An 18,693-nucleotide genomic window follows, 5' to 3' on the forward strand; every position below is an offset into this window, starting at 1 on the left:
TATATGGCTGGGGGGAGGAATGGCCTAGGGGCGGGTGCCTCTTGTATCAGTGGAGGCACCCGCGATTGTTTTCAGGCTTCAACAGGTTCAAGCAGCAGGTTCTGTAGGGTACTTTCAACGCGCGTGGCCGCAGAGCCGGCGGCGAGCGTGATCAGCCGTGTGACCTCTGTTTCCCCAAGTTCGCGCATCATCTGCGCTGGCCCTTTTGCAAAGGTAAAGGCCATCTGCGCGCCCATATCGATATCAGCGGCGGCGGCCACGCCTTCACTGATTTCGTCCAGAACCGCAAAGAAAATGGCGCCGCGCAGACGGTCTGCGATGGCGGCAGATTGGTTCGCATCCAAGGCCGGGCTTTCCTCAATCTCCCAGAGCATCTGCGCCTCGCCCACCCGGATGAATTCTGCCGCCGGGGCATAGAATTCGCCAAGCGGCGACAGATTGCGCACAGCCGCCAGATTGATACTGGGCTTGACGATATTCATCACCGCAAAGGGACCAATGGCCAGGCCAAGCGTCGCCATAGCCACCGCGTCGATCTGGGATTGGGTGCCAAGCCCCTCTTCCAAGCAGCGCACGGCTTCGTTGGTATAGGGGCAAAAGAACCGGTTCAGGGCAAAGCCGCTTTGGTCCTTGCAGGGGATGGCGCGTTTGCGACAGGCAGCCAGCATTGGCAAAATGGTGGCAACCGTTGCCTCGGAGGTCTCGGCGCCGCGAATGACCTCGATCACCGGGTTGATCTCGGCGGGGCTAAAGTAATGCAGACCACAAAAGCGAGCGCGGTTTGACAGTGCCTCGGCGATATCGCCAACCTTCAGTGCGCTGGTATTGGTGACCAGAATACAGTCAGCCGAGACCAGTCCTTCCAGCTGGGCAAAGACCTGGCGTTTGACGCTGAGGTCTTCGAACACCGCCTCGATGACCAGATCAGCGGGGGCCAGACCTTTGATGTCCTGCGACAGGTTGAAACGGGCCTGGGCTGCTTGGGCGCTGGTCTCGTCCATACGACCCTTGTCGACCTGACGGGACAGGTATTTACCCAGCTTTGCCTCTGCACGGGACAGGGCTTCAGCGGAGCTGTCAGAGAGCACCACCTTGTAGCCGCCCAACACGCCGGTGATGGCAATGCCCGCACCCATGGTGCCGGCGCCAAGCACGCCGATGGTTTGGATCGTCATGCTGCCACCTCGGGGTTTTCGATGATCACGGCAATGCCCTGACCACCGCCGATGCACATGGTCACCAGACCATAGCGGCCACCGGTGCGGCGCAGCTCGTAGATAGCCTTGATCAGGATAACAGCACCAGAGGCGCCAATTGGGTGACCAAGCGCAATCGCACCACCATTGGGGTTGGTGATCTCTGCCGGGAAACCCAGTTCCTGCGCCACGCCACAAGCCTGGGCAGCAAAGGCTTCGTTGCTTTCAATAACCGAGAGATCTTCAACGGTAAGCCCTGCGATTTCCAGCGCTTTCTGAGTGGCCGGGATCGGGCCAAAGCCCATGACTTCGGGGGCAACACCACCAACCGAAGCGGCGCGGATCACCGCCAGCGGCTTCGCATCGTTGGCATCGGCCGCTGCAAGCACCAGCGCCGCAGCACCGTCATTGATGCCAGAGGCATTGCCCGCAGTCACGCTGCCGTCCTTTTTGAAGGCCGGGCGCAGTTTGGTCATATCTTCTGGCTTCACATCCATGCGCACGTGTTCATCGGTGTCGAACACAGTCACGCCTTTGCGCGATTTCAGTTCAATCGGCAGGATCTGCTCCTTGAAGTGGCCAGCCTCGATGGCGGATGCGGCGCGACGGTGGCTTTCGACGGCCAGCGCATCCTGGGTCTCGCGGCTGATCTCCATGCGTGTGGCGATGTTTTCTGCTGTTACCCCCATATGACCATTGCCAAAGGGGTCGGTCAGCGCACCGGTCATCATGTCGACCGCAGTGACGTCGCCCATCTTGGCACCAAACCGCGCCGCGCTCATCATGTGGCCGACACGGCTCATGTTTTCGGCACCGCCTGCTAACGCGATGCTGGCATTTCCAAGGGTGATCTGCTCTGCTGCGGTGACAACCGCCTGCAAACCACTGCCGCAGAGGCGGTTCAGGGTCAGGGCGGGGGAGGTTTCGGGCACGCCCGCGCCAAATGCGGCAACCCGGCTGATGTACATATCACGCGGTTCGGTGTGGATCACATTGCCGAACACAGAGGTTTCAATCTGGTCGGGCGCAACACCCGCGCGCGCGATTGCCTCGGCGGCGACCTTGGTGGCCAGCTCGCAGGGCGCGGTGCCCGCCAGCGCGCCACCAAAGCCACCGATTGCAGTGCGCACACCTGACAGGATGGCGATATTCATGGGGGAAGGTTTCTGTGTCATGTCAATTGTCCTGAGACTGATCTGGTGTTGCGCCATAGCGCGACAACCAGGTCGAATAGCTGTTGGGGCCAAGAATGACCGGCATGTGATAGGCGCCATCGGCATCCGGCATTTCAAAGCGCAGCACGATCTGGCGGATATGGCCTGCGGTTGGAGCAATACCGGGCTGCGCCGCCCAATAGGCGGCGGTCTGCATCACCAGCTCCTAACTGGCGCTGGTGTCGACCTGATCCGCAGGGATCTCGTGGCGCAACCGGCCTCCGGCGTCGGTTTCACCGGCAAAGACCAGCTCTGGCCCGCTGTCCGTCAACCTGTGCAGGGTAACGCCGATGCCACCCGCGTGGGTGCCATCGGTGCTGTTCAGGGTATGGGAGCTGAGAACCGCCATTATTCGATCGAGGCCTTGTCGCGTTTGTCAGCGGTGGCGGCGACGATGGGGCTGATCACGCCGCGGCATTTGACGTTGACGCAGGCCGTCTTGCCGCTGGCAATCGCCCGCTGGATGGCGCCAGAGAGATCTTCGCGCTTGGTCACCAGCTCGCCAAAGCCGCCCATGCCTTCGAACAATGTGTGGAAGGGGATGTCGCGGAAATCGGTGGCATAATGCTGACCGTTTTTGAACAGTTTTTCCTGCTGCTGGCTGATGCAATCAAGGCCACCGTTGTTGTCGATGATGACCACGATGGGCGGGTTCTCCTGGAAACAGGCCTCAACCAAAAGACCACCGGACAGGAAGGCGCCATCCCCCGAAACCACAACCACGTTCTTATCGGGATGCACATTCTTGGCCGAGAGGCCAAAGGAGACACCGACACCCAGCAGGCTGTAGTTGCCCGGATGCATGATGCCGCCCAGTTTCAACCCGCGTTTGGCAGCGATATTGGTGGCAATCTCGTTCCAGAAATGCGTGTTGCCGCCGTCAAAGACCAGCCAGTCGCCGTCATTCATCTCGGCCTGAACATCGACGCCCAGCTGCAGCGGGTGCATTTTGCAGTCGCCGGCCTGGTGCTTGGCATCTTCTTCTTCCAGATGTGCGCTCCACTCCATGACCCACTCGCTGCGGCGCTGGACCTGCAGATCGAACCAGCTGTCCCAGCTCTTGTCCAGGGCGCCCATGGCATCAAGGAAGGCGCCGGGATCCGACAGCAGCGGCATATCGGCGCCGTGGTTGTAGTCCAGTTCTTCGTGGCTGCCGTTCACGCAGATCGGCTTGGTGCCTTCCAGAATGAAAGGCGGGTTGCCAAAGTTCATCTGGTTATCCAGGCGACAGCCGACCATGACCACAACGTCCGCCTCGTGGATGGCCGGTTTTGAGGGGTGGAACTGGTGGAAATCCGCAAGGCCAATGTAGCACTCGCTTTCTTCGCCCAGGTTTTTGGTGTGATAGGGCACGTTATAGACCGGCACTCGCAGCTTGTTGCAGGCCTCGGCCAGCTTGTTTTCGGTCTTGGACCACCAGACACCATGGCCGGCGATCACCACCGGGCGTTCGGCGTTTTTGATGGTTTCTAGAACCGGACCCAGTGCTGAGGGATCGGGCCAGGCGCGGGGTACTGGCGTGTCGGTGCGGTCAAACGGGCGTTCATCCAGACCGGCGTCTTCGGGGAAGGAGGAGAACATGATGTCCACCGGCAGCGCCAGATGCACCGGGCCGGGATAACCGGTGGTGGCCGCTTTCCAGGCGCGGTCGACAAATTCACTGATCCGGCTGCCGTCGACGATCTGCTCGGAATACTTGGTCAGGGGCGCGGCGATGGCGACATCGTCGATTTCTTTGAAGCCGCCAGAGCCCTGGCGTTTCAGGGTGGAGGAGCCGGTGACAAAGATCACCGGGCTGCGCTCGCCCCAGGCTTCCAGCATGGCAGGCACGGCATTGGCAAAGCCCTCGGGCCCGACCAGGCAAAGCGTTGGCTTGCGGGTGATGCGGGCATGACCGTCGGCCAGGTGACCGGCGACTTGTTCATGCGGGGTGTTGATCACCGGCATCTGGCATTCCATGAAGCCTTCCAGCGCCGGGTTGCAGAAACCACCGGCCAGTGTGAAGGCATGGTCAATGCCCTTTTCTTTGAAGGCGCGGGCCAGCAGGGCTCCGCCACGGATCATTTTCTTGGTTTCGGTTGTCATTCAAATTCTCCGCGATGCGTTGCAAGATATGCCAAGGCCGCTGACGGCTGGGGCGTTGACTGCAAGAGTGGTGGAAAGATGCCGCCTGGCACAAATCCTATTGAGCGATTGCACCGATACCGCTTTGGTATTGCCCGGTCTCTTCGGGGGGCAAAATGCTGTAAACCAGCCGTTTGACAGCTTGTTCTTAGTGAAATTGGTCCCGACCTCTTTTGCAGCCCGTAAGGCTCTGATAGCACATGAGCATGGCGGACAGTGTTTTGTTGACCTTGGAGACCCGTGAATGAAACTGATCCAACTGCGCTATTTCTGTTCGATTGTCGAAAACGGCGGCTTCATTTCCGCCTCGCGCGAACTCTATGTGGCGCAGCCAGCGCTGAGCCGTCAGATGGTGGAATTGGAAGCCGAAGTCGGGGTCGAGCTGTTGGCACGTGGCCCCAGCGGCACCCAGGTGACCGAGGCCGGACGGCGGTTTTATGGTCATGCCAAATCCATTCTTGAACAGATCCAGTTTGCCAAACAAGACACCAATAACGCGGCCGGAAAACTGGTGGGGGATATCACCGTTGCCCTGCCGGTGGGGATTTCCGGCATGCTAGCGGCCAGTATCATTCTGGAGGTCGAGCGCCGTTATCCGGAGATCAAAGTGACCATCCTCGACAGTCTCGGCTACGAGGCGGGACAGATGATCGAAACTGGCAAGGTGGATTTTGGTATCCTGCCCAACGTCGGTCGGCTGCAGGACGTGAACCTTGATCCGGTTCTGCGCGAGGATCTGTTTTTGTTTTCGCGCTGTCAGGGGGGTGAGCCGGATTACTCCGATATCAGGCTGGTAGAACTGGCCGGCCGGGCGCTGGTGATGCCCAATCGGCAGGTGCATGTGCGCCGGGCACTGGAAGAGGCGATGATCGAAAAGGGCCACGCACCCACTATCCGCTATGAACAGCAATCATTGCTGACCATTCGCAGCATGGTGCTGGCTGGGATTGGTGCCACGGTGCTCAACTGGCCCTCAATGGCGGATCTGTTGCCCGGTGGCGACATCGACGCCCGTCGCATCATTGATCCCAATCTGTCGCGCAATATCTCACTGGCGACCTCGCGGCTGCGGCCACAAACGCCGGTCGCAGCTGCCGTCTATGAGGTGGTGCGCAATGTATTGGTGAGTGAGGTGCAGAACGGCAATTGGAAGGGCGAGATTATCACCCCCGAGTAAACCAGACAGGTCATGCGGAGGGGGTCATAACAAATGTGTATCACCTCAATCGCGACAAAAAATTAGTCTGCCAAAATCCTTCTGCCTACCATCGCCGCAACACCAATGGCGGCACTTTCCGCCCTTAGACAATGGCGGCGCCCCTATGACCAACCTGCAAGTCCCAGCTTCTCCCTGGATGGATGATGAGCTTCAGATGCTCGCGGATGCCTGCACGCAGTTCTATGAAAAGGAATGCGCGCCAGACTACGATGAGTGGGAAAAGCAAGGTGCCTTTCCACGGTCACTGTGGGAAAAGGCGGGTGAAATGGGGCTTTTGGGTGCTGAGGTGCCGGAAGATTACGACGGCCCCGGTGGCAGTTTTGCCCATGATGCGGTGATCGCCTATCAGGGCAATCTGGCCGGAATCGATGGCTGGGGCGGCGGGCTGCACAACTCCATCGTGATCCCCTATATCATTCACTACGGTTCCGAGGATCAAAAACGCAGCCTGTTGCCGCGCATGGTCTCTGGTGAGCTGATCGGCGCCATCGCCATGACCGAGCCCGGGGCCGGATCTGATCTGCAAAACATCAAGACCGTGGCGCGCAAGGATGGCAATCACTATTCCATCTCCGGCTCCAAGACCTTCATTACCAATGGCCAGCTGGCCAACCTGATCGTGATTGCCGCCAAGACCGATCCCACAGCGGGTGGACGCGGAATTTCGCTCTTTGCTGTTGAAACCGATGGGTTGGAGGGCTTCCGCCGCGGTCGTAATCTCGACAAGGTGGGGATGAAGTCCAACGACACCTCCGAGCTGTTCTTTGACGAGATGCGGGTGCCCGCCTCGGCGCTGATTGGTCCGGAAGAGGGCAAGGGTTTTGCCCAGATGATGGAGCAGTTGCCACAGGAGCGCCTGTTGATCGGCGTCTATGCCGTGGCCCGGATGGAACGTGCGCTGCGCCTGACATTGGATTATGTCAAGGAGCGCCAGGCCTTTGGCAAAAAGATCGCTGATTTCCAGAATACCCAGTTTGTGCTGGCGGAATGTGCTTCGGAATTCACCATCGCCAAGGTCTTTCTGGACCATTGCATCAGCGAACATCTTGAAGGGCGACTGACCACCGAGAAGGTCTCGATGGCGAAATACTGGCTGACCGAGCTGCAGGCCAAAATCATTGATCGCTGCCTGCAGCTGTTTGGCGGCTATGGGCTGATGACTGAATACCCGCTGGAGCGGATGTATCGCGACAACCGGATTGAGCGCATCTACGCCGGCACCACCGAGATAATGAAGCTGGTGGTGGCCCGCGGATTGTTGAAGGACTAAGGCGATGACAGATGAAATTCTCCAGGTCTCGGTGACCGGCGCTGTTGCCACCCTCACCCTGAACCGCCCCAAAGCGCGCAATAGCCTGTCGCTGGCAATGCTGGCCGCCCTGCACGAAGCGCTTCAGGATTGGGGCGCGCGCAAAGATGTTAAGGTCCTCATTCTGGCGGCCAATGGCCCGGTGTTCTGTGCGGGTCATGATCTGAAAGAAATGACCGCAGCGCGGGCGCAGGAAGATGGCGGCAAGGCTTTCTTTCAGGAAACCATGCGGGCCTGTTCCGCTGTGATGCAGGCGATTGTGAATTGCCCAAAGCCCGTGATTGCAGCGGTGCAGGGTACGGCCACTGCGGCCGGCTGTCAGCTGGTGGCCAGCTGTGATCTTGCGGTTGCTGTTGAGGGCGCGCAGTTTGCGACCCCAGGTGTGAACATCGGGCTGTTTTGCTCGACGCCGATGGTGGCGCTTTCGCGCAATCTGGGGCGCAAGCAGGCGATGAAGATGCTGCTGACCGGGCAGATGACAGATGCCAGAACGGCATTGGAATGGGGCCTGATCAGCGACATCACCACGGCTGAAGACCTGATGCGTGAGACCCAGGCCATGGCAGCGCAGATCGCCAGTAAATCCGGGCGCACCCTGAAGATCGGCAAGCAGGCCTTTTATGCGCAGGTCGAAATGCCCCTGGATCAGGCCTACGCCTATGCCACCGAGGTGATGGTGGACAACATGATGATCGCGGACGCCAAGGAGGGCATCACCGCCTTCTTGGAAAAACGCGCACCGCAATGGGACGCCTCCTAGGGGCTTCTCTCACTGAATTTGCAATGCTGAAGAAAGGTTCGTGCGATGTCCGAGCTCTCAATAGACCTGTCCTGGTTCCGTTCCACCCCGACGCTTGCTGAGGGCAAGATCGATAACGGTCATGACATTACTTATAACGCGCAGTTTACCCTGCCGGGCGATGCGGCACCTGATTGGGGCGGCGATGCCGATGCCACCAATCCCGAGCAGGCGCTGGCGGCCTCTCTTTCAAGCTGCCACATGATGACCTTTCTGGCATTGGCGGCCAAGGCGGGCTGGCCGGTCTCGACCTATGCCGATCACGCCGAGGCTTCATTGGGCAAGACCGACAAGGGCCTGATGGCTGTGACCGAGCTGAAGCTGATGCCGCGCGTCTCCTTTGACACCGGGTTCCAGATGGGAGCAGAAAAGATCGAAGAAATGCACGAGCGCGCCCATCGCTATTGCTTTGTGGCCAATTCCATCTCGGCCAAGATGACCATTGCCCCAGTTGTTTAAGCACTGATTATCAGAACCTCCCCTGGGGGCTTTGGCCCCTACTTGGCGTCTCAACCCGACAGCCCGTCGTCGGCTTGAGGCACATTTTTGACGGCCCTATCTGCGCTTTGACCCAAGTTAGGGTCTTTTTACTCACATGCCTCGTTTCAGGACCAACTGCGCTCTCCCAATTCTGGAAGGGCTTAGGTTTGTGACCTATACTCCTGAGTTATACGCAGTTGACGGAAGCTGATGTGGGCCGGGTAGAGGTAAACCTGGCATTGGATGCTGATGTTGCAGAAACGGCCCGTTCGCTTGGGCTGAACAAGTCGCGTCTTGCCGAAGCGTGCCTTGGATATTCTGATCGAGGGTATTTGAGCAGCCTTTTGAGATCTGCCTCTTCCGGACCATAGACTGCCTGATGCCTGTCCTGCCTTTCATTGTAAAAACGCAGACAACAGATGGCCGCTTCTGCGCGGCCATCCTTGTTGTCTTGACGTGCCGCTTTAAGCGGTTTCTGGGATCTTGATACCCGGCCAGGGCTCTGGGGTGGCGGGAGCAGTGGTATTGATCCCGCGCACGATCTCTCCCTTGGGATCGTACATTGGCAGGCTACACAACTGACCCTGGCGCTTTTCGCCATCATCGCAGTCGACCTCGACAATGTCGCCGGGCTGCAATTTAGTGCCGTCGAGATGAGCGATACCAATGCCGCAGACCTGATAGGGTGACCAGGTGCTTGAGGTTACGCGCCCAACCGATTGGCCATCTTGGCGCAGCGTGCGACCGCGTAGTGCGGTACCACCTTCGACGCGAATGCCCCAGCTGCGACTGGTCCGATCCGCAGCCAAAAGCGCTCACGCCAGCTGGTCTTGACTGGTTCGAACGCGATATCGCCGAATACCTGAAATCCGGCTTCACGCCCAAGTTTGATACCGCAGGCGGCGAAATGGCCGATGTGATCGAGAACACCAGCAAGCTGGCCGATGGAGATCGCGCGGCCATCGCGGCCTATCTGAAAATCATCCCTTCGAGGAACTAGTTTCCTCGAAGCGCACAAGCTCGATCTAACTCAAAATCAGATTCAGATAAACGTCACGGAGAATTCGATGACTTCCAATCCGACGAGTCAACGTCGCTATCAATCCAGGCGGCAATTCATTCAGTCGACAGCAGGCCTCACCTTTACACTTTCTTTGGGCGTAAAGGGGGGGGCAGGTCGCGGCGAGTGAGACTGTTGCTGCTGGCAGCCGTACCATCAATGCCTATATCAATATTGGCTCCGAGGGCTTGATAACCATCTTTTCCTCCTCTGCCGAGATGGGTCAGGGCACATGGACATCCCTGCCATTGGTGGTTGCCGAAGAGATGGACGCCGAGTGGGCTGACGTCAGAATTGCCCCCTCGCCGGCGTTTGGAGATGAATATGGCGACCCCATGTTTGGCAACATGGTTTTCACCAGCGCCAGCCGTGCGGCGGCGGCTTATTTTGATCGTCTGCGGCGCTATGGGGCGCAGGCTCGTCAAGTTCTGATGAGAAACGCGGCCATTCAGCTAGATGTGCCAGTGACAGAGTTGACCACACGTCCAAGTCAGGTTTGTCATGAAGCAAGCGGCCGCTGTCTGAGCTACGCTGAGATTGCACAGTCGAGCGAGATGCCCGCTGATTTGCCGTCACTTGAATCCGTAGCGCTGAAAGACCCCAAAGACTTTAGGCTTATAGGGAAGACGGTCCCAAGGTACGATCCGCCATGCAAAATGAATGGGAGTACCAAATTCAGTATCGATGTGTCACTTCCCGGAATGCTCTACGCTGCGGTAACCCGTGCGCCGATCGATGGAACCACTGTTGAATCTGTTGATCATTTAGAAGCGCGCAAGTCCCCTGGTGTCGTAGAGGTTTTGACTGGAGACGGCGTTGTTGCGGTTGTCGCCCGCCAATACCATCAAGCGCTGGCGGCTCGTAAAAAGCTAAGTATTCAGTGGTCGGATGCTGGCGCTGCGCACAACCACGCGAGTGCAACAGCAATTCAAAGAAACGTAGACACAGCACGGGATCTGGAAAGACAGGGAATTCCCTGGGACACTCATGGCGACGCGCTCGCCGGCATCGCCTCTGCTGGCGAAGTCATTGAGCGTGAATACAGCTCTGATTTCATGTATCATGCTCAAATTGAGCCGCTCAACGCTGTTGTGTCAGTCTAAGACGATGGCCAGCATGCTGAAGTCTGGGCTGGTACTCAGGTGCCGGGCGCAACGATCTATGCTGTGGCCGGGACGCTTGGCATCTCTCCGGAAAAAGTCAAACTGCAGACGCCACAATGCGGGTATTGCCAGTCGGGTCAGATCATGTCGGCCGCAGCCCTGCTGGAGGCTAATCCCAAACCAACCGACAAAGATATCGATGCTGCGATGTCGGGCAACCTATGCCGGTGTGGAACCTATCCGCGCATTCGCAAGGCCATTCACCGCAGCGCTGAGTTAATGTCAAAGGAGCAGTAGTCTCGGAAAGGGATTGCGGTCTGAGCTTCGTTTCTTGGCCTTCAATATGATCCAGCTGCTCTGACAAGTTGGATTAATGGGTACCCTGTTTGTGGGCCAAGAATTTCATGCCTTTTGGTGCGTTGTAACTGTTCAGACTTCCTGCATTCCAGGTGTTGATAGCTGTGCTGCGCTTGGTAGATCATGAGGTTCTGTTCAGCTGGGCGCAGGTGTGTCTGGCCCTAATCGTCTACCCAGAACGCCACCACAGATCTGTCTTCGACGTCTTTGCTATTTTGGTGCGGCAAATGCCGATGACCAGCCTCGCCGGGAAGACCTTGGCGATAGGCGCCTGGGGTGGCGTTGGTCCAGCGCCGAAATGCCCGATGGAAATTGGCCGCTGAGGCAAAGCCGATATCCTGAGAGATTTCTTCGATGCTTTTGAGACCGCGCGACAGGTCCCGAATTGCAATATCACGGCGGAGCCCATCCTTGATCCCTTGAAACGAGGTGCCTTCGGCATCTAGCCGCCGGATCAGAGTGCGGGGGGTTAGATTAAGGTCCTTGGCAGCATCCTTGAGGTGGTAGTCCAGCCGGTCAGACAGCAACAGCAATTCACGCAGGCGCAGGGGCAGGGCATGGGTGCGATAGCTGGTGAAGATCCAGTCGCGTGGCGCGCGCAGCAAAAACTCCTGCATCTCAACCTCACTGCGGGCAACAGGCAGGTCATCAGGCTGCGCGGCAAAGACAATGCGCGACTGCGCCTGGCCAAAGAGGATAGGGGCCGGAAACAAGATGGGGTAATCCTCGGCAAAATCGGGGCGTTCAAAAGCAAAGCCAACCTGCGCCAGCGGTAATTCACGCCCCGTCAGCCAGGAGGAAACCCCATGGGCCAGTTTCAGCAGCAGCATATGACCAAACCGCTGTGGTTGATAAGCCCCGCGTGGTTTCAGTAGGACGCACATTTGCCCGGCCTCGGTCTCGAGCACCAGTTGAAAGTCATCCAGCAAGAGATTCCAAAAGGAGGTGAAGCGAAACAGCGCCGCCGAGAGCGAAGAGGCCCCCCGCATTGACGCACAGAGATGTTTCAGCGTGCCGGAGCGAATGGGGCGACTCCAGAGGCCCAACATCTCATCCCCGGTTTCTGCTGCGATCAGCTGGTATAGCCGCACGATCTGATCATGGGTGACGCGCCCCCCGGGCTGGATGGTCTCAGTCAGGCGGATCTGGTTCAGAAACCCTGCCAATTGTTGTGGCGGGCACTGTTGGCGCAACAGGCGCAGCCAGTCCTCGAGAAAGGCGCGCGATACGGTGGGTAGAATGCCGGGGGTTGGATCTGAACTCATTGGGGTGTTTTGCTCTGCTTTGTCACTTTTTGCAATGTTTTCGTCCGTTGGGGAGATTGTTCCGGTAATTCAGCCTCTTTATCTGGCATATTAAGCAAGCCAGTATTGGCCATAGACCAGATAGACACCCCAGTGGAGGGAACAGCCCGTGAGTTTTGATGCACCCGTAAAAGACATGCTTTTCAATATTGAACATCTCTCTCGCTGGTCCGAAGTCTCAGGGCTGGAGAAATACGACGGGCTGGAGCTGTCAGATGCAGCTGCCGTATTGGAAGAGCTGGGGCGCTTTTGTACGGAAGAAATTGCGCCGTTGAATGCTTCGGGGGATGAGGCCGGCTCACATGTGAAAGACGGTAAAGTGGTGCTGGCTGATGGCTTTGCCGCAGCCTATGCCAAGTTTGTAGAGATGGGTTGGCAGAGCCTGCCGCATCCCGGTGAGTTTGGCGGTCAGGATCTGCCCCGCGCCGTAGGCGCCGCGGCCACCGAGGTGCTGAATGCCGCCAACCTCAGCTTCGCGCTTTGCCCGCTGCTGACAGATGGCGCCATCGAGGCACTGCTCACGGCTGGGTCTGACGAAACCAAAGCAACCTATCTGGAGAACCTGGTCAGCGGCAAATGGACTGGCACAATGAACCTGACCGAGCCTCAGGCCGGCAGCGATCTGGCGCTGGTGCGCAGCCGTGCCGAAGCCCAGGCCGATGGCACCTATAAGGTCAGCGGCACCAAGATCTTCATCACCTATGGTGAGCATGACATGTCGGAAAACACCGTCCATCTGGTGTTGGCGCGCACGCCCGATGCGCCTGCCGGTGTCAAAGGCATCAGCCTGTTTCTGGTGCCCAAGTATATGGTCAATTCCGATGGTTCCCTCGGTGCGCGCAATTCGGTTCACTGCCAGAGCGTCGAACACAAGCTGGGGATCAAGGCCAGCCCCACCGCCGTGTTGCAGTTCGAGGAGGCCACTGGCTTTCTGATTGGCGAAGAAAACGCTGGTCTCACCTATATGTTCGAGATGATGAACTCGGCCCGCTATGCGGTGGGATTGCAGGGCATCGCCGTGGGTGAGCGCGCCTATCAGCAGGCGCTGGCCTATGCCAAGGAGCGGGTGCAGAGCGCCCCGGTTGATGGCTCCACCCGCGAGGCCGTCACCATTATTCACCACCCAGATGTACGCCGCATGTTGATGCGGATGCGGGTCCTGACCGAAGGCGCCCGTGGTATGGCAGCATTTGCGGCCGGCTGTCAGGACATGGCGCGCAACGCGTCCACGTCAGAGGCCCGGGTCGAGGCCAAGGCGCTGTCGGAATTCCTCACCCCGCTGGTCAAAGGCTTTAGCACGGAAAACGGTGTCGAGGTGGCGTCTTTGGGTGTGCAGGTGCATGGTGGCATGGGCTTTATCGAGGAAACCGGCGCCGCACAGCATTACCGCGATGCCCGCATCCTGCCGATCTATGAGGGCACCACCGCCATTCAGGCCAATGATCTGGTGGGCCGCAAAACCCTGCGCGATGGTGGCACCACGGCCCGTGCCCTGGCGGCATTGATTGCCGAAACCGAAACCGCGCTGGCCGCCGGCTCTCCCGCTGCACAGGCCATAGCGCCACGGCTGACCGCAGCACGGGCTGCCTTTGAGGAGGTGGTCGCGCATCTGCTGAGCCTGGACAAAAGCGAAATGCCCGCCGCCTTTGGCGCTGGCGTGCCCTATCTGATGCTGGCCGGCAATCTGGTCTCTGGCTGGCAGATGGCGCGTGGGCTGCTGGCTTCTGAGGCTGCCCTGGCGCGTGGTGAAGACCCTGAGTTCATGGCGGCCAAAGTGGCTTCGGCCCGGTTCTATGCGGATCACGTTCTCTGTGAAGTAGAGGTGCAGCGCAGCCGCTGCGTGTCCGGTGCCGAGAGCCTGTCAGCAGCACTGCTGTAATCGCCTAGTGATTTTCCCTTTAGGGCGAGGCCTCTGTGTCAGAGGCCCGCACCTCCCTTTGCTAACAAGGACTGTATCATGACCGTCAAAATCGACATTTCCCGCTTCAAGAACCTCGACCTTCAGCCCCATGATGATGGCGTTTGGGTTGTCACCCTGAACCGCCCAACCAAGCGCAACGCGCTGGACATTGACACCATCGAAGAGCTGGTGGATTTCTTCTCCACCGCACCGCGTGCTGGTGTGAAAGCCGTGGTTCTGGCTGGGTCTGGCGATCATTTCTGCGCTGGCCTGGATCTGATCGAACATCACGACGAAGACCGCAGCCCGGCTGACTTTATGCATGTCTGCCTGCGCTGGCACGAGGCCTTCAACAAGATGGAATATGGTGGGGTTCCCGTTATCGCCGCCCTGCAGGGCGCGGTTGTCGGCGGCGGGCTCGAGCTCGCGAGCTCGGCCCATATCCGGGTGATGGATCAGAGCACCTATTTTGCCCTGCCCGAAGGTCAGCGTGGGCTGTTCACTGGCGGCGGCGCAACCATCCGTGTGACCGATCTGGTGGGTAAGTCCCGCATGATTGACATGATGCTGACCGGCCGGGTCTACCAGGGCCAGGAAGCCTGCGATCTGGGCCTGGCACAGTATATTGTTGAGGGTTCCAGCTTTGACAAGGCGCTGGAGCTGGCGCGCCGCACGGCAGAAAACCTGCCGCTGTCCAACTTTGCCATCTGCTCCGCCGTGAGCCACATGCAGAACATGTCGGCCATGGATGCGGCCTATGCCGAGGCCGTGGTGGCCGGCGTGGTCAACACCCAGCCCGACGCCCGGGCCCGGCTTGCGGCCTTTGCCGACAAAAGCGCCGCCCGCGTGCGCCGCAACGACTAGGAACATCTCCTTTGCAAAACGTTGCCCCGCCCTTTGTGTGAAGGGCGGGTTTTTCTTTGTGGGACCACTTCTGGACCGGGTGCAAGCTGGTGAAGGGCAGGGGAATCAGATAGAGAAAAAGGGTGGCAGATCAATTGGTCTGTCACTGCCGGATCTGTATCGCTTTTGTTGCCCGCTTACGGGATGAAGGAAAGAATTGACCGCATGAAACATGTTCCCAAAGAAAACACCGATGACGCGCTTATTCAGGAGTTCCTGAATAAGGGAGGCAAAGTCAGCGTTGGCAAAACCAAACCGATGCCCGCCGAGCTGGGGCTGAGCAACAATGTTTGGAACAACAAGATGACCAAAGAAGAAAAAGCAGCCCGCGACAAGCCAAAGAAATAGGGCGGCACCCTAGGGGGCTGGCTTTCCTTCCCCTCGGGAGGGTGAGCAGGCTTTGTGCGTGATCTGGCCGGAGTGAGCCTGTGTAAAACTACCAAGGTGCAGGGCAGATTGCCTCCGATGGACTTGGTTTTTGGGCCAAGAGGACAAAGTTACGTTTGGTCCAAGCGCGGTGACGCCGGGATAAACCTCTGCAAAACGCTGGATTGCTCGTCTAGGCTCGAAGCCCTGACGGATACACGCGAACCCAGCCGGAGGCAGCCATGAGCGACCTGAAAACCCAGTTTCGAACCTGCAATATCTGCGAGGCCATGTGCGGGCTGATTGTCACCTATGACGAGGATCAGGTACATTCCATCAAGCCAAACCCAGAGGATCCGCTGTCACGCGGTCATATCTGCCCCAAGGCCATCGCCTTGCAGGATTTCCGCACCGATCCAGACCGGGTGACGACGCCGTTGAAAAAGGTTGATGGGGAGTTTGTGCCGATCAGCTGGGAGGAGGCCTATGATTTTGCTGTTGAGCGTCTGGCCGCAGTGCAACAGGCGCATGGCAAGGATGGGGTTGGCGTCTATCTCGGCAATCCCAATGCGCATAAGTTTGGCAACCTTCTGACTCTGCCAGGCCTGATCAAGGCGCTTGGGACCAGCAACCGCTATTCCTCAGCCACGGCGGACCAGATCCCGCATCACGTGGCTTCGATCCACATGCTGGGCCATCCGATGCTCATCCCGGTGCCGGATGTGGCACGTACTGATCTGATGCTGATCCTTGGTGGCAACCCGGTTGTCTCGAACGGGTCGATGATGACAGCGCCGGGTTTTGGCAAGCGCATGGATGAGATCAAGGCGCGCGGTGGCCGTGTGGTGGTGATTGACCCGCGTCGCACGGAAACCGCAACCCGCGCGGGCGAGCATCTGTTTATCCAGCCCGAAAGTGATGCCTTCCTGTTGCTGGCTTTGATACATGAGGTTTTTGCCCAGGGTCTGGAAGATCTCGGCGCACTGGCCGCGATCACTGATGGGGTTGAGATCCTGAAAGAGGCGGTTCAGCCCTTTACAGCTGACAAGGCCGCCGAGATGACCGGCATCGAGGCGTCGACCATCCGCGCGCTGGCCTTTGATTTTGCCACTGCCAAATCGGCTGTGTGTTATGCGCGTATGGGGGCATCGACCCAGAGCTTTGGTTCCCTGTGCCAATGGGCCAATAATGCGCTCAACATCATTACCGGCAATTTTGACAGCGCTGGCGGCGCGATGTTCACCACCCCGGCGCTGGATTATGTCGGCATGACCAGCCGCAAGGGCAAGACACGCAGCTACCCCGAGAAACGCTCGCGGGTGTCACAGCAGCCGCTCTATAATGGCGAGTTCCCGGTTTCGGTCATGGCTGAAGAGATGGAGATGCCGGGCGAGGGCCAGATCAAAGCGATGATTACCGTGGCCGGAAACCCGGTGTTGACGGCCCCTAATGGTCAGCGGATTGGCCGTGCGTTTGAAAACCTCGACTTCATGATGTCGATTGACCTCCATATCAACGACACCACCCGCCATGCCGATCTGATCCTGCCGGCCAGCGTGGCGCTGGAGGAAGAGGTCTATGACATGGTCTTCCACAGTTTTGCGGTTCATAATACCGCCGCCTTTGCCGCGCCTATTTTTGAGACCCCCAACGGCAACCCGCAGGAATGGGAGCTGATCTCCCGTCTGACGGCAAGGATCTCCGGCTCCAACAGCATAGGTCCGTCGCCGACCGAGGTTTTGGCAATGTTATTGCCACAGGGCTATCACAGCAATTCAGTCACCGTCGAAGCGCTGCTGACGGCGCCAACCGGCTCCATCGACCTTGGTCCCCTGGTGCCCAACTTGGCCGACCGGCTGGAAACCCCTGATGCACGGATAAATCTGGCGCCCGAGGTGTTCCTCGCGGATCTGCCACGGCTTCAGGCCTTTCAGTCGCCCGTTAGCGAAGAGTTCCCGTTGTTGATGATTGGCCGTCGTCAGGTACGTAGCCACAATAGCTGGACCCAAAACAGCCCCCGACTGGTAAAGGGACGCGATCGCTGCACCATCCAGCTCAACCCGGCAGACTCTGTGCGGTTTGGTCTGGGTGAAGTTGGTGAGGTGCAGATCGACAGTGCGGTTGGAACTGCGACCTTGCCCATTGAGATCACCGATGAGATTGCCCCAGGCGTCGTGTCGATCCCACAGGGCTGGGGGCAGCGGCAGGGGGAGCTTTCTGCGGCGACCAAGGTGCAGACTGTCTCTATCAATGATTTGACAGATGATCGCCGTATTGACCCTGTCAGTGGCAACGCGGCCTTTAACGGGGTGCCTGTGCGACTGGCTGCTGTAAATCAGGAGCCTTTGGCCCGCGCCGCCAAATAACATTCTGGATCGTTTGAAGAAGGGGCGTTTGCCTCCGGTGGGAGTATGCATGGAAAGGTGACTGGGTGCTGTCTGTGGTCCGGTGATGGAATCGGGGTCGAGTCAGCTGTGTGTACTTTTCCGGGATGAGGTTGAGATGTATTTGCGCGGAGAGATTTTGGGTAACACTATGTTTTTATAGCAATTTCCTTCCTTATCCAAAAAAGATGTGATTTTTGTAATTTAGGGCTTGCGGGTTCCCGGGGTTATACTTAGAACCCCCTCTACCGGCAGCGGAGACGCGGCACGGTGGGCGGCGGAGGTGCTGCTGACACACTGGAAAGACGGTGCTGACGGACTGGAAAGACAGTGCTGACGGACTGGAAAGACAGTGCTGACGGATCGGAAAGACGGTTGAGACGCTCAGGAGAGACTGGGGCATCTGATGGTATGATGTGAGGCGGTTGCGCTAAGGAATTGGCGTAGTGGTCTTGTTTTTGGCCTTTTGGTGTTGCTCTTTGACATTGATGATAACTGAAGAGATATGTGGGCGGTTTGGTTCGTTTCGATGGATCAACGTCTGTATATCAACGCTAGTAGGGTGGGCCATTTGGTCTGTTCGATAATCTAGTGTCAGCTTCACTGTTTGAACGGACTTTTGTTTACTTTGGTAAACTGAAGCACAATCAAACAGATGACTTCCGATACGTGTCCAATCCTTAGCCGGGTGGACATAGGGATCTGCCCCCAAAAGCGGTCCTGAGTATTGGAGATGTGCAGAGGTTCGAACGTCAAGGATAGCGTCGCGAGACGCTTTCAACTTGAGAGTTTGATCCTGGCTCAGAACGAACGCTGGCGGCAGGCTTAACACATGCAAGTCGAGCGCACTCTTCGGAGTGAGCGGCGGACGGGTTAGTAACGCGTGGGAACGTGCCCTTCTCTAAGGAATAGCCTCTGGAAACGGAGAGTAATACCTTATACGCCCTTCGGGGGAAAGATTTATCGGAGAAGGAT

Annotated in this window: 17 protein-coding genes, 1 rRNA gene and 2 pseudogenes; 13 read left to right on the plus strand and 7 right to left on the minus strand. The window is 58.3% G+C overall.

Annotation, left to right across the window (positions count from 1 at the left end; genetic code table 11):
• Nucleotides 1-71 precede the first annotated feature (71 nt).
• Genes ED661_RS21665 through ED661_RS21685 form a run of 5 tightly spaced genes read right to left on the minus strand, consistent with a single transcriptional unit; the run spans nucleotide 72 to nucleotide 4,495 of the window.
• On the minus strand, nucleotides 72-1,175 hold the full coding sequence (locus ED661_RS21665; RefSeq protein ID WP_122077296.1) for a 3-hydroxyacyl-CoA dehydrogenase family protein: 1,104 nt from the start codon (nucleotides 1,173-1,175) through the stop codon (nucleotides 72-74).
• Entirely contained in the window at nucleotides 1,172-2,371 is a 1,200-nt protein-coding gene (gene bktB, locus ED661_RS21670; protein ID WP_122077299.1) for a beta-ketothiolase BktB, read from the minus strand. The genes ED661_RS21665 and bktB overlap by 4 nt, the downstream gene beginning before the upstream one ends.
• A gap of 1 nt (nucleotide 2,372) precedes the next feature.
• Nucleotides 2,373-2,567, minus strand: coding sequence for a hypothetical protein (locus tag ED661_RS21675; RefSeq protein WP_122077301.1), 195 nt, complete (start codon nucleotides 2,565-2,567; stop codon nucleotides 2,373-2,375).
• A gap of 9 nt (nucleotides 2,568-2,576) precedes the next feature.
• Nucleotides 2,577-2,759 (minus strand): hypothetical protein, encoded by a 183-nt coding sequence (locus ED661_RS21680; RefSeq protein ID WP_122077304.1) that lies wholly within the window; start codon nucleotides 2,757-2,759, stop codon nucleotides 2,577-2,579.
• Nucleotides 2,759-4,495: a thiamine pyrophosphate-binding protein gene (locus ED661_RS21685; RefSeq protein WP_122077307.1), complete on the minus strand. Its 1,737-nt coding sequence runs from the start codon at nucleotides 4,493-4,495 to the stop codon at nucleotides 2,759-2,761. The genes ED661_RS21680 and ED661_RS21685 overlap by 1 nt, the downstream gene beginning before the upstream one ends.
• A gap of 283 nt (nucleotides 4,496-4,778) precedes the next feature.
• Between ED661_RS21685 and ED661_RS21695 the strand changes: the two genes are divergently transcribed.
• The 5 genes from ED661_RS21695 to ED661_RS21715 all read left to right on the plus strand — a co-directional run bounded on the left by ED661_RS21695 (nucleotide 4,779) and on the right by ED661_RS21715 (nucleotide 8,712).
• Nucleotides 4,779-5,711 (plus strand): LysR family transcriptional regulator, encoded by a 933-nt coding sequence (locus ED661_RS21695; RefSeq protein ID WP_122077313.1) that lies wholly within the window; start codon nucleotides 4,779-4,781, stop codon nucleotides 5,709-5,711.
• 145 nt (nucleotides 5,712-5,856) lie between these two features.
• Nucleotides 5,857-7,023, plus strand: a complete 1,167-nt coding sequence (locus tag ED661_RS21700; protein ID WP_122077315.1) for an acyl-CoA dehydrogenase family protein — start codon at nucleotides 5,857-5,859, stop codon at nucleotides 7,021-7,023.
• A gap of 4 nt (nucleotides 7,024-7,027) precedes the next feature.
• Entirely contained in the window at nucleotides 7,028-7,822 is a 795-nt protein-coding gene (locus tag ED661_RS21705) for an enoyl-CoA hydratase (RefSeq protein ID WP_122077317.1), read from the plus strand.
• A gap of 45 nt (nucleotides 7,823-7,867) precedes the next feature.
• The gene (locus tag ED661_RS21710) at nucleotides 7,868-8,320 is read left to right on the plus strand and encodes an OsmC family protein (protein ID WP_122077319.1); all 453 of its coding nucleotides are present in this window, start codon (nucleotides 7,868-7,870) and stop codon (nucleotides 8,318-8,320) included.
• Between the two features lie 233 nt (nucleotides 8,321-8,553).
• Nucleotides 8,554-8,712 (plus strand): type II toxin-antitoxin system CcdA family antitoxin, encoded by a 159-nt coding sequence (locus tag ED661_RS21715; protein ID WP_122077321.1) that lies wholly within the window; start codon nucleotides 8,554-8,556, stop codon nucleotides 8,710-8,712.
• A 93-nt stretch (nucleotides 8,713-8,805) separates the two neighbouring features.
• Here the strand turns inward: ED661_RS21715 and ED661_RS21720 are convergent, their stop codons facing one another.
• Entirely contained in the window at nucleotides 8,806-9,150 is a 345-nt protein-coding gene (locus tag ED661_RS21720) for a glycine cleavage T C-terminal barrel domain-containing protein (protein ID WP_122077325.1), read from the minus strand.
• A 5-nt stretch (nucleotides 9,151-9,155) separates the two neighbouring features.
• Between ED661_RS21720 and ED661_RS21725 the strand changes: the two are divergent.
• The 3 genes and pseudogenes from ED661_RS21725 to ED661_RS21735 form a co-directional block, all read left to right on the plus strand.
• Nucleotides 9,156-9,341 (plus strand): annotated as a pseudogene (locus ED661_RS21725) (diacylglycerol kinase); the annotation flags it as partial.
• A 215-nt stretch (nucleotides 9,342-9,556) separates the two neighbouring features.
• Complete coding sequence (locus ED661_RS21730; RefSeq protein ID WP_371412475.1) at nucleotides 9,557-10,504, plus strand: molybdopterin cofactor-binding domain-containing protein; 948 nt, start codon at nucleotides 9,557-9,559, stop codon at nucleotides 10,502-10,504.
• A gap of 105 nt (nucleotides 10,505-10,609) precedes the next feature.
• Nucleotides 10,610-10,801, plus strand: a pseudogene (locus ED661_RS21735) ((2Fe-2S)-binding protein); the annotation flags it as partial.
• 221 nt (nucleotides 10,802-11,022) lie between these two features.
• On the opposite strand, the gene ED661_RS21740 reads toward ED661_RS21735, so the two are convergent.
• Nucleotides 11,023-12,126, minus strand: a complete 1,104-nt coding sequence (locus tag ED661_RS21740; protein ID WP_122077330.1) for an AraC family transcriptional regulator — start codon at nucleotides 12,124-12,126, stop codon at nucleotides 11,023-11,025.
• 148 nt (nucleotides 12,127-12,274) lie between these two features.
• Here ED661_RS21740 and ED661_RS21745 point away from each other — a divergent pair, with 148 nt between their 5' ends.
• The 5 genes from ED661_RS21745 to ED661_RS21770 all read left to right on the plus strand — a co-directional run.
• The gene (locus ED661_RS21745) at nucleotides 12,275-14,044 is read left to right on the plus strand and encodes an acyl-CoA dehydrogenase (RefSeq protein ID WP_162930225.1); all 1,770 of its coding nucleotides are present in this window, start codon (nucleotides 12,275-12,277) and stop codon (nucleotides 14,042-14,044) included.
• 78 nt (nucleotides 14,045-14,122) lie between these two features.
• Entirely contained in the window at nucleotides 14,123-14,929 is an 807-nt protein-coding gene (locus ED661_RS21750; protein WP_122077336.1) for a crotonase/enoyl-CoA hydratase family protein, read from the plus strand.
• Nucleotides 14,930-15,133: 204 nt separating this feature from the next.
• Nucleotides 15,134-15,316: a hypothetical protein gene (locus ED661_RS21755; protein WP_122077338.1), complete on the plus strand. Its 183-nt coding sequence runs from the start codon at nucleotides 15,134-15,136 to the stop codon at nucleotides 15,314-15,316.
• A gap of 260 nt (nucleotides 15,317-15,576) precedes the next feature.
• Nucleotides 15,577-17,700, plus strand: a complete 2,124-nt coding sequence (locus ED661_RS21760; protein WP_122077340.1) for a molybdopterin oxidoreductase family protein — start codon at nucleotides 15,577-15,579, stop codon at nucleotides 17,698-17,700.
• 796 nt (nucleotides 17,701-18,496) lie between these two features.
• A 16S ribosomal RNA gene (locus tag ED661_RS21770) occupies nucleotides 18,497-18,693 on the plus strand; the annotation flags it as partial.

It is taken from the genome of Pseudophaeobacter sp. EL27 (assembly GCF_900313025.1).
GTDB lineage: Bacteria > Pseudomonadota > Alphaproteobacteria > Rhodobacterales > Rhodobacteraceae > Pseudophaeobacter.

Bases quoted from the DNA above. Each gene is read 5' to 3' on its own strand.
- ED661_RS21700 (WP_122077315.1), top strand. From the start codon at position 5,857: ATGACCAACCTGCAAGTCCCAGCTTCTCCCTGGATGGATGATGAGCTT.
- ED661_RS21710 (WP_122077319.1), top strand. From the start codon at position 7,868: ATGTCCGAGCTCTCAATAGACCTGTCCTGGTTCCGTTCCACCCCGACG.
- ED661_RS21755 (WP_122077338.1), top strand. From the start codon at position 15,134: ATGAAACATGTTCCCAAAGAAAACACCGATGACGCGCTTATTCAGGAG.
- ED661_RS21665 (WP_122077296.1), bottom strand. From the start codon at position 1,175: ATGACGATCCAAACCATCGGCGTGCTTGGCGCCGGCACCATGGGTGCG.
- ED661_RS21750 (WP_122077336.1), top strand. From the start codon at position 14,123: ATGACCGTCAAAATCGACATTTCCCGCTTCAAGAACCTCGACCTTCAG.
- ED661_RS21760 (WP_122077340.1), top strand. From the start codon at position 15,577: ATGAGCGACCTGAAAACCCAGTTTCGAACCTGCAATATCTGCGAGGCC.
- ED661_RS21680 (WP_122077304.1), bottom strand. From the start codon at position 2,759: ATGGCGGTTCTCAGCTCCCATACCCTGAACAGCACCGATGGCACCCAC.
- ED661_RS21695 (WP_122077313.1), top strand. From the start codon at position 4,779: ATGAAACTGATCCAACTGCGCTATTTCTGTTCGATTGTCGAAAACGGC.
- ED661_RS21740 (WP_122077330.1), bottom strand. From the start codon at position 12,126: ATGAGTTCAGATCCAACCCCCGGCATTCTACCCACCGTATCGCGCGCC.
- ED661_RS21675 (WP_122077301.1), bottom strand. From the start codon at position 2,567: ATGCAGACCGCCGCCTATTGGGCGGCGCAGCCCGGTATTGCTCCAACC.
- ED661_RS21705 (WP_122077317.1), top strand. From the start codon at position 7,028: ATGACAGATGAAATTCTCCAGGTCTCGGTGACCGGCGCTGTTGCCACC.
- bktB (WP_122077299.1), bottom strand. From the start codon at position 2,371: ATGACACAGAAACCTTCCCCCATGAATATCGCCATCCTGTCAGGTGTG.
- ED661_RS21685 (WP_122077307.1), bottom strand. From the start codon at position 4,495: ATGACAACCGAAACCAAGAAAATGATCCGTGGCGGAGCCCTGCTGGCC.